Source organism: Kitasatospora sp. MY 5-36, from assembly GCF_001182915.1.
GTDB lineage: Bacteria > Actinomycetota > Actinomycetes > Streptomycetales > Streptomycetaceae > Kitasatospora.
Map to the genome: position 1 here is coordinate 1 of NZ_LFVW01000455.1, position 9,565 is coordinate 9,565.

8 protein-coding genes and 1 tRNA gene are annotated in these 9,565 nt (G+C 72.2%); 1 reads left to right on the top strand and 8 read right to left on the bottom strand.

The genetic code is table 11. From position 1 onward, the window contains the following. The 7 genes from AE652_RS26580 to AE652_RS26610 form a co-directional block, all read right to left on the bottom strand. Positions 1–317 (bottom strand): Rho termination factor N-terminal domain-containing protein (locus AE652_RS26580; protein WP_049655885.1); only part of this gene is annotated, 317 nt, incomplete at its 3' end. A gap of 602 nt (positions 318–919) precedes the next feature. After that, positions 920–1,858, bottom strand: coding sequence for a homoserine kinase (thrB, locus tag AE652_RS26585; RefSeq protein WP_049655887.1), 939 nt, complete (start codon positions 1,856–1,858; stop codon positions 920–922). A gap of 364 nt (positions 1,859–2,222) precedes the next feature. Further along, entirely contained in the window at positions 2,223–3,323 is a 1,101-nt protein-coding gene (thrC, locus tag AE652_RS26590) for a threonine synthase (protein WP_049655889.1), read from the bottom strand. Between the two features lie 10 nt (positions 3,324–3,333). Beyond that, a complete protein-coding gene (locus AE652_RS26595; protein WP_049655891.1) occupies positions 3,334–4,626 on the bottom strand; it encodes a homoserine dehydrogenase in 1,293 nt (430 codons plus the stop codon). 138 nt (positions 4,627–4,764) lie between these two features. Then, positions 4,765–6,156 carry a diaminopimelate decarboxylase gene (gene lysA / locus AE652_RS26600; RefSeq protein ID WP_049655893.1) on the bottom strand — a complete coding sequence of 464 codons (1,392 nt, stop codon included), beginning with the start codon at positions 6,154–6,156 and terminating at the stop codon, positions 4,765–4,767. 89 nt (positions 6,157–6,245) lie between these two features. After that, positions 6,246–7,907 (bottom strand): arginine--tRNA ligase, encoded by a 1,662-nt coding sequence (gene argS, locus AE652_RS26605; RefSeq protein ID WP_049655895.1) that lies wholly within the window; start codon positions 7,905–7,907, stop codon positions 6,246–6,248. 83 nt (positions 7,908–7,990) lie between these two features. Further along, positions 7,991–8,446 carry a response regulator gene (locus AE652_RS26610; protein ID WP_049655897.1) on the bottom strand — a complete coding sequence of 152 codons (456 nt, stop codon included), beginning with the start codon at positions 8,444–8,446 and terminating at the stop codon, positions 7,991–7,993. Positions 8,447–8,681: 235 nt separating this feature from the next. Here AE652_RS26610 and AE652_RS26615 point away from each other — a divergent pair. Continuing rightward, positions 8,682–8,753: transfer RNA gene (locus AE652_RS26615), tRNA-Arg, on the top strand. A gap of 123 nt (positions 8,754–8,876) precedes the next feature. Here AE652_RS26615 and AE652_RS26620 read toward each other — a convergent pair. Next, a partial coding sequence (locus AE652_RS26620) for a serine protease (protein WP_049655899.1) occupies positions 8,877–9,565 on the bottom strand: 689 nt, incomplete at its 5' end.

The following is a 9,565-nucleotide window of genomic DNA, read 5'->3' on the forward strand; positions in this document are numbered from 1 at the left end:
CGGGCCGGCTTCTCGGCCGGGGCCTCGGCGTCCGCCTTGGCGGCGGTGCGCTTGGCGGCCGGGGCGGTGCCACCGGCCGCGAGCAGCGGGTCCCCGCCGCTCTTCTCCTTGATGGTCTCGATCAGCTGGCTCTTGCGCATGCGTCCGGTACCGGTGATGCCAAGGTCCGCGGCGAGCTTCTGGAGCTCGGCCAGGACCATGCCGTCCAGGCCCGCGGCGGCACTGCGGCGGCGCCGCGCCGGAGCAGCGGGGGCGGCGGCTGCGTCCGACGCCTCTGCGTCCGGGCGCGCGCCCATCAGATCGGTGGAGTCGCTCACTAAGGGTCCTTCCCTGGAGCGGACGTCGGCCTGTCTGGCTCGGCGACCGGTTGTGCTGTCCTGACCAACGCTCGACTGCGTCGGTCCGAGGCGGTGATCCCTCGAATGGCGGGAGCCTGTCGAGAGAGGGTTACGTGCGAGGTGCGGTGCGTGAAGCACGGTGGTGCTGAGTGGCGCGTGGGCCGGTCGTGTGTCGACCTCCCCTGAGGGCGTAACCCCCACGCTTCCTGCGAATCCCGGGCCCCCGTCGCGTGACGGTGGCCCGTGCTCCGCCCGTCCTGGCCTCAGGTGGGAGGCTGCGGGTGGGAGTCAGGTGCCGTCACGGCTTCGGGATGCGGCCGCATGTCGCGCAGGCAGGCTGCGTACGCGCTGCGGTGGGCTCCCGGAGAATCGTCGCCCCGTGCATCGCCGGGACTCCACTGCCGTGGAGCGCTGGGATCGGGACGCGGCGCACCTAGCCCCGGAGGGCACCTGGTGCAGCAATGAGGTTAACACTACCGACCCCCTCAGACATTCCCCAGCCTTGCGCTTGCCAATCGTGTCCGTCGGACCCGGCTCGGCAGGGTGCCGGTGCCGGGTCCCGAGCGGCCCGTTCGGGCTGCTCAGACGTCCAGCGGGAGCACGACGGCCCCGGTGCGGTCGACGTCCAGCCGGTGCGCGGCGAACGCCGGGTCGCCGCCGTGGCCGTGGTGTCCGGCGAAGGAGAGCACCTTGTCGGCGCCCGCCTCGTCGGTGAGGGCCAGGACGGTCGGACCGGCGCCGGAGACGACCGCGGGGAAGCCCTCGGCGCGCAGGGCGCCGACCAGCGCGGCGCTGTCCGGCATGGCGGAGGCGCGGTAGTCCTGGTGCAGCCGGTCCTCGGTGGCGGCGAGGAGCAGTTCGGGGCGCCTGGTCAGCGCCTCCACCAGCAGTGCGGAACGGCCCGCGTTGACGGCCGCGTCGGCCAGCGGGACGGTCTTCGGCAGCAGTCCGCGCGCGGTCTCGGTGAGCACCTCGCCGGCCGGCACGAACACCACCGGGACGACCTGCTCGGACGGCTCCAGCACGACCGCCTTGGCCGACTCCTCGTCGGTCCAGGCGATGGTGAAGTTGCCGCGCAGGCAGGCCGCGACGTTGTCGGGGTGGCCCTCCAGCTCGGAGGCGAGGGCCAGCAGCGCGTCGTCGTCCAGCGCGGACCGGCCGCCGATGGTCACCGCGCGGGCGGCCACGATGCCGGCGCAGATGGCGGCCGAGGAGGAGCCGAGGCCGCGGCCGTGCGGTATCCGGTTGGCGCAGACCACTTCGAGGCCGCGGGGCTGGCCGCCGAGCCGGTCGAAGGCGGCGCGCATCGAGCGGACCAGCAGGTGGCGCTCGTCGCGCGGCAGCGTCTCGGCGCCCTCACCGGCGATGTCGACGGAGAGGCCGGAGTCGGCGACCCGGACGACCACGTCGTCGTACAGACCCAGCGCGAGCCCGAAGGCGTCGAAGCCCGGGCCGAGGTTGGCGCTGGTCGCGGGAACCCTGACCCGGACGGCGGCGGCACGGAACGCGGGACCGGCCATACGGTGGACTCTCCTGGGGTAAATCGGGCGGCGCGGAGCGCGTCGTCGGTGCGAGGGTGGGAACGGACCGCGGCCCCTCCGGGGGGCGGGCGGTCGCGGTGTCGGCGCGGCCCGGACCCGCCGGGCCCGGGGCATGTGCCACACGGCCGAAGCCAGAGTATCGAAGAGAGGTTCCCGAGCGGTACACCCCGTGGGCCTTCGATCTGGTGTGTTGCCGTTCTGGCCGGAAATGCTCACCCCTCCCCGTCGACGGGAGGGGTGGAAAAGGATCGCAATGCGGAACCCAATGGACACAAAAGTGTCAGGGGGGAACTCCGACGGGCCGACCCTCGAAAGGGTCGGCCCGTCGGGGCGTCAGGACCCTTTACCGGTCGAGCAGTCCGAGGCTGCGGGCGGCCGCCTCCGGGTCGATCGGGACGATCTGCGGCTGCGGCGCGCCGGCCACCGCCCAGTCCGGGTCCTTCAGGCCGTTGCCGGTCACGGTGCAGACGATCCGCTGGCCCGGGTCGACCAGGCCGGCCTCCGCCTTGGCCAGCAGACCGGCCACCGAGGCGGCCGAGGCGGGCTCCACGAAGACGCCCTCCTGCGAGGCCAACAACCGGTAGGCGGACAGGATCTGACGGTCCGTCACCTTGTCGATGAGGCCGCCGGACTCGTCCCGCGCGGCGAGCGCGAAGTCCCAGGAGGCCGGGTTGCCGATCCGGATCGCGGTGGCGATGGTCTGCGGCTTGAGCACCGGCGCGCCGTCCACGATCGGGGCCGAGCCGGAGGCCTGGAAGCCCCACATCCGCGGGGTGCGGGTGGCGAGGCCGTCGGCCGCGTACTCGCGGTAGCCCTTCCAGTACGCGGTGATGTTGCCCGCGTTGCCGACCGGCAGGACGTGGATGTCCGGGGCGTCGCCGAGCATGTCGACGATCTCGAAGGCCGCGGTCTTCTGGCCCTCGATCCGCACCGGGTTGACCGAGTTGACCAGCGCCACCGGGTACTTCTCGGACAGTTCACGCGCAAGGGTGAGGCAGTCGTCGAAGTTCCCGTCGACCTGGAGGATCCTGGCGCCGTGCACCAGCGCCTGGCCCATCTTGCCGAGGGCGATCTTGCCCTGCGGGACGAGCACCGCGGAGACCATCCCGGCCCGCACCGCGTACGCGGCGGCGGAGGCCGAGGTGTTGCCGGTGGAGGCGCAGATGACCGCCTGCGCGCCCTCCTCCTTGGCCTTGGAGATGGCCATCGTCATCCCGCGGTCCTTGAAGGAGCCGGTCGGGTTGGCGCCCTCGACCTTGAGGTAGACCTCGCAGCCCGTGCGCTCGGAGAGCACCTGGGCGGGGACCAGGGGCGTGCCGCCCTCCAACAGGGTGACCACCGGGGTGGCCGCGGTGACCGGCAGGCGGTCCCGGTACTCCTCGATCAGGCCGCGCCACTGGTGGGTGTGCGCGCCTCGGACGACGTTCTCGGCAACGGCGTTCATGGCTGGTTCCTTATTCCCCTTCGACCCGCATGATGCTGGCCACGTCCCGCACGCTGTCCAGCGCGCGGAGCTTGTCGACCGTCGCCGACAGCGCGGCGTCGGTGGCACGGTGGGTGACCACGACGAGCGAGGCGTCGCCGTCGCGGCCCTGCTGGCGCACGGTGTCGATGGAGACGCCGTGCTCGGCGAAGACGGATGCCACCTGGGCGAGCACGCCCGCGCGGTCGTCCACGTCGAGGCTGACGTGGTAGCGGGTGACCACCTCGTCCATCGGCTTGGCCGGCAGCCGCGTGTACACCGAGTCACCGGGGCCGGTGGCGCCGGCGAGCTTGTTGCGGCAGACCGCGACCAGGTCGCCGAGCACCGCGGAGGCGGTCGGCGAGCCGCCCGCGCCGGGGCCGTAGAACATCAGCCGGCCGGCCGCCTCGGCCTCGACGAACACCGCGTTGTACGCCTCGCGGACGGAGGCCAGCGGGTGCGACAGCGGGATCATCGCCGGGTGGACGCGCGCGGTGACGGACTCGCCGTCCGCGGCCCGCTCGCAGATCGCGAGCAGCTTGACCACGCAGCCCATCTCCTTGGCGGAGGCGATGTCGGCCGCCGTCACCTCGGTGATGCCCTCGCGGTAGACGTCCGCCGCGGTGACCTTGGTGTGGAAGGCGATGCCGGCCAGGATCGCGGCCTTGGCGGCGGCGTCGAAGCCCTCCACGTCGGCCGTCGGGTCGGCCTCGGCGTAGCCCAGCGCGGTGGCCTCCTCCAGCGCCTCCGAGTAGCCGGCGCCGGTGGTGTCCATCTTGTCGAGGATGAAGTTGGTGGTGCCGTTGACGATCCCCAGCACCCGGTTGACCTTGTCCCCCGCGAGGGACTCGCGCAGCGGGCGCAGCAGCGGGATCGCGCCCGCCACCGCGGCCTCGTAGTACAGGTCCACCCCGGCCTCGGCGGCCGCGGCGTGCAGCTCGGTGCCGTCCTTGGCGAGCAGCGCCTTGTTGGCGCTGACCACCGAGGCGCCCTGCCGGAAGGCGGACAGGATCAGCGATTTGGAGGGCTCGATGCCGCCCACCACCTCGACCACCACGTCGATGTCGCCCCGGTTGACCAGGGCCTCGGCGTCGGTGGTGATCAGGTGCTCGGGGACGCCCGGGCGGGTCCGCCCGGCCCGGCGGACCGCGATCCCGGCCAACTCGACCGGAGCGCCGATGCGAGCGGCGAGGTCGTCGGCCGTCGTCGTCATGATGCGCGCCACCTCGGAGCCCACCACACCACAACCCAGCAACGCCACCTTCAGCGGGCGCGTACGCATCATCCGACTCCGCTCTGCATTCTTCTGCTTCGGTAATTTCCGGCGGGTTTTCCTGGACCGCCGGGAACTTCGGTCTCTACCAGTCTCCGGGACTTTCCGTACGGATCTACGGTCGTTCCATGATCTGAGACGAGGATTTCGTCATCCGATATCCAGACGCAGGAGATCCTCCTCCGTCTCGCGCCGGACGATCACCCGCGCCGCACCGTCCCTGACGGCGAGCACGGGGGGCTTGAGGGCGTGGTTGTAATTGCTCGCCATCGACCGGCAGTAGGCGCCGGTGGCGGGCACCGCGATCAGGTCGCCCGGGGCCAGGTCGGCCGGCAGGAAGGCGTCCCGGACGACGATGTCGCCGGACTCGCAGTGCTTGCCGACCACCCGCACCAGCATCGGCTCCGCGTCGCTGGTGCGCGACACCAGGGCCACCGAGTACTCGGCGTCGTACAGCGCGGTGCGGATGTTGTCGGACATCCCGCCGTCCACGCTGACGTAGGTGCGCAGGCCCTCCAGCGGCTTGACGGTGCCGACCTCGTACAGCGTGAACGCCGTCGGGCCGACGATCGCCCGGCCCGGCTCCACGCTCAGCCGGGGGGCGTCCAGGTTCGCGGCGGCGCACTCGCGGCGGACGATGTCGGCCAGCGCGGCCGCGATCTCGGCCGGCTCGCGCGGGTCGTCCTCGCTGGTGTAGGCGATGCCGAGGCCGCCGCCGAGGTCGATCTCGGGCAGCTGGACGCCGTGCTCGTCGCGGATCCCGGCCAGCAGGCCGACCACCCGGCGGGCGGCCACCTCGAAGCCCGCCATGTCGAAGATCTGCGAGCCGATGTGCGAGTGGATGCCGCGCAGCTCCAGGCTGTCGTGGCCGAGCACCCGGCGCACCGCCTCGGCGGCCGCTCCCCCGGTGAGCGACAGCCCGAACTTCTGGTCCTCGTGCGCGGTGGCGATGAACTCGTGGGTGTGCGCCTCGACGCCGACGGTGATCCGGATCAGCACCTGCTGGCGCACGCCCTGGCGGGCGGCGATCGCGGCCAGGCGCCCGATCTCCTCGTAGGAGTCGACCACGATGTGCCCGACCCCGGTCTTCACCGCGTGCTCGAGCTCGTCCGCCGACTTGTTGTTGCCGTGCAGCGCGATCCGCTCCGGCGGCATCCCGGCGGCCAGGGCGACCGCCAGCTCGCCCGGGCTGCACACGTCGAGATTGAGGCCCTCCTCGTGCAGCCAGCGCACGACGGCCTTGGAGAGGAACGCCTTCCCGGCGTAGTAGACGTCCGCGTCGGTGCCGAAGGCGTCCCGCCAGGCGCGCGCCCGGGACCGGAAGTCCTCCTCGTCCAGCACGTAGGCGGGGGTGCCGAACTCGGCGGCCAGCCGCTTGACGTCGATGCCGCCGACGGTCGCCACGCCCTCGGCGTTCCGGGCGACGGTGCGCGACCAGACCTTGGGGTCGAGCGCGTTCAGGTCGGCGGGCGGGGCCTGGTAGTGGCCCTCGGGCAGGACGTCGCCGTGACGGGGGCCTGCCGGGTGTGCGGAGCGACTCATCTTCGGAGATCCTTCGAGACCTATGGCGAGGGGCGGCGACGGTCCACGTTGACCGTCAGCCGCCCCCGCCGTGCGCTTGGGGGTGGTGCCTACATCCGCTCGGGCGCCGTCACGCCCAGGAGCGTGAGTCCGTTGGCGAGCACGGTGCGCGTCGCCTCGACCAGCCAGAGGCGGGCGCGGTGCGTGTCGGAGAGCTCCTCGTCGCCCTTGGGCAGGAACATGCAGTTCTCGTACAGGCGGTGGTACTTGCCCGCGAGGTCCTCCAGGTAGCGCGCGACCCGGTGCGGCTCGCGCAGCTCGCCGGCCGTGGCCAGCACCCGCGGGAACTCCGCGAGGTGGCCGAGCACGTCGGACTCCCACTCGGTGGCGAGCAGCTCGGGCTTGAACTGCTCGACCGTGCCCTTGTCCACACCCAGCTCGGCGGCCTTGCGGGCCACGCCGCACATCCGGGTGTGCGCGTACTGGACGTAGAAGACCGGGTTCTCGTTGGTCTGGCTGGTCAGCAGGTTGATGTCCAGCGTGATCGTCGAGTCCGTGGAGGAGCGCGCCAGGGTGTAGCGGGCGGCGTCCACGCCGATCCACTCGATCACGTCGTCGATCGTGATGATGTTGCCGGCCCGCTTCGACATGCGGACCTCTTCGCCGTCGCGAAGCATCTTCACGAACTGGCCGATCTTCACCTCGATGTTGTGGTCCATGTCGTCGCCCGCGCAGGCCGCGATGGCCTTGAGGCGGTTGACGTAGCCGTGGTGGTCGGCGCCCAGCATGTAGAGCGCGACCTCGGCGCCGCGGTCCCGCTTGGACAGGTAGTACGCGGCGTCGGCGGCGAAGTAGGTCTTGTCGCCGTCGGCCTTGACCAGGACGCGGTCCTTGTCGTCGCCGAAGTCGGTGGTGCGCAGGAAGACCGCGTCGTCCTGCTCGAAGACGTGGCCCTGCTCGCGCAGCCGGTCGATGGCCTTCTCGACCGCGCCGGAGTCGTGCAGCGTCTTCTCCGAGAACCACACGTCGAAGTGGGTGCCGAACTCGTCCATCGAGCGCTTGATCTCGGCGACCATGAGCTTGAGGCCCTCGGTGCGGAAGACCTGGAGCTGCTCCTCCTCGGAGAGGTCGAGCACGCCGGGGATCGCGTCGGTGAGCGCCTTGGCGATGTCGACGATGTACTCGCCGACGTAGCCGTCCTCGGGCGCCGGGCGGCCGTTCGCGGCGGCCTGCAGCGAGGCGGCGAACTTGCCGATCTGCACGCCGGCGTCGTTGAGGTAGTACTCGGTGGTGACGTCGGCGCCGGAGGCCCGCAGCACGCGCGCCATCGAGTCGCCGACGGCGGCCCAGCGGACGCCGCCGATGTGGATCGGGCCGGTCGGGTTGGCGGAGACGAACTCCAGGTTGATCCTCAGGCCCTTGAGGGCCTCGTTGCGGCCGTAGGCCTCGCCCGCCTCGACGACGGTGCGCGCCAGCGCGCCGGCGGTGGCGGTGTCCAGGGTGATGTTCAGGAAGCCCGGACCGGCGATGTCGACCTTGGCGACGCCGGTGATCCCTCGCAGGCGGTCGGCCAGCAGCTCGGCAACGGCTCGCGGCGGCTTGCCGGCCGCCTTGGCGAGCTGGAGGGCCACGTTGGTCGCGTAGTCGCCGTGGTCCCTGTTCTTGGGCCGTTCGACCGTCACGTGCTCGGGCACGGCGACGGCCAGCTCGCCCGCCTCGACGGCGGAGCTCACTGCGGCCTGGATTGCCTGGGAAAGGTCTGCGGGGGTCACGACGCCAAGCGTAGGCGAGACGGGGTGCCCGCCCGCCACCCGGTTTACCGGTTGAGACGCCGGTGCGCCGTGGTTACCGGGTCTCAGCCGCGATCCGTCCGCTCTGTTCGCTCAGGGCGAACTGCGTCGGACGGACCGGCACGGCGCCCGCCGGACGGCCCGGCGGACTGTTCCGCGAGCCCCATCAGGCGCCGGACCAGGGCCACCAGATCGGCCGGGTCGAAGGGCTTGCCGAGGTAGCCGTCCACCCCGACCGTCTCCCCCAGGTCGAGGTCCGCCGGGGTGCAGGCGCTCACGATCGCGATCGGCAGCCGGCTGGTGTCCGGGGTCGCGCGCAGCCGGGCCGCCGTCCGCAGGCCGTCCAGCCTCGGCATCACCACGTCCAGCGTCACCACGTCGGGCCGCACCCGGCGGACGACCTCCAGGCACTCGGCGCCGTCGGCGGCGGTCACCACCTCGAAGCCCTCGAGCTCCAGGTTGACCCTGATCAGCTGGCGGATCACCTCGCTGTCGTCCACCACGAGGACCCGCCCGGACACTCCCGACACCTCACCGAGGGTATCGGCGGCCCCGCCGCCCCGTCCGGCCTTTGGGCACTTCCGCCCCCACCCGGCACACGGCCCGATCCCCGGGCCGATCCCCGGGTCGATCCGCCGCCCGATTCGCGGGTCGATCCCCGGGCCGGACGATCTTCGGGGAAACCCGTGCACGGACCACCGCCGGAGCCTGGTACTGTTCTCACGTCGGAAGCGCGAGCGACCGACAGGCCAACAGGCCCCCGTAGCTCAGGGGATAGAGCACCGCCCTCCGGAGGCGGGTGCGTAGGTTCGAATCCTACCGGGGGCACTTCGCAGGAAGTGCAAGTCAGGCCCAGATCAGTGGAGTTGATCCACGGATCTGGGCCTTTGTCGTTTGCGGACGCGCGACCGGGTCCGGGCCCGGGTGGGGGCCGGGTCCGGACCCGGTGCCTCAGGAGGCGGCCGCCTCGGCCTGGGTGTACAGGTCCGCGATGGTGTGGTCGAAGAGGGCGCTGTACGAGATGTCGTCGGTGTCGCCGCCCTGCTGGTAGCCGCCGATCGCGCCGATCACGTCGCCGGTGGCGGTGTTGATCCACGGGCCGCCGCTGGTGCCGCCCGGGTAGGCCGGGCAGTGGACGACCCGCTGGTAGGCGCTCTGCTGCCCGGTGGTGTTGGTGCACAGGACGGGCGCCTCGGCGTCGGCGGGGTAGCCGTAGAGCCGGACGGTGGCGCCGAACGGCTCGTCGGTGCCCAGCCGGTTGCCGCCGACCACGTCCTCGACGTTGCGGCCGTTGCTGGGGGCGGTCTCCAGGATCGCGAAGTCCTCGTCCTCGTCGCCCTTCTGGGACCAGCCGGCGGTGGTGTGGATCGCGGTCACCCGCCAGGTGCCGTACGGGGCGGAGCCGTCGCGGTAGCCGGGGGCGAAGGTGACGCCGTCGGTGCTGCTGAGGCAGTGCGCGGCGGTCAGCAGCAGGTTGCCGGTGGCGCTGTGCAGCACGCTGGCGGTGCAGAAGTGGTCGCCGGCCGTCGGCGTGCCGCTGAACAGCGCGCCGACCGTCCCGGTCTCACGGTCGCCGGCCGGCGCCGGGGCGGTGGTGCCGAGCGCGACGTCGGCGGCGGCGGCGGTGGTGGTCGGGGCGG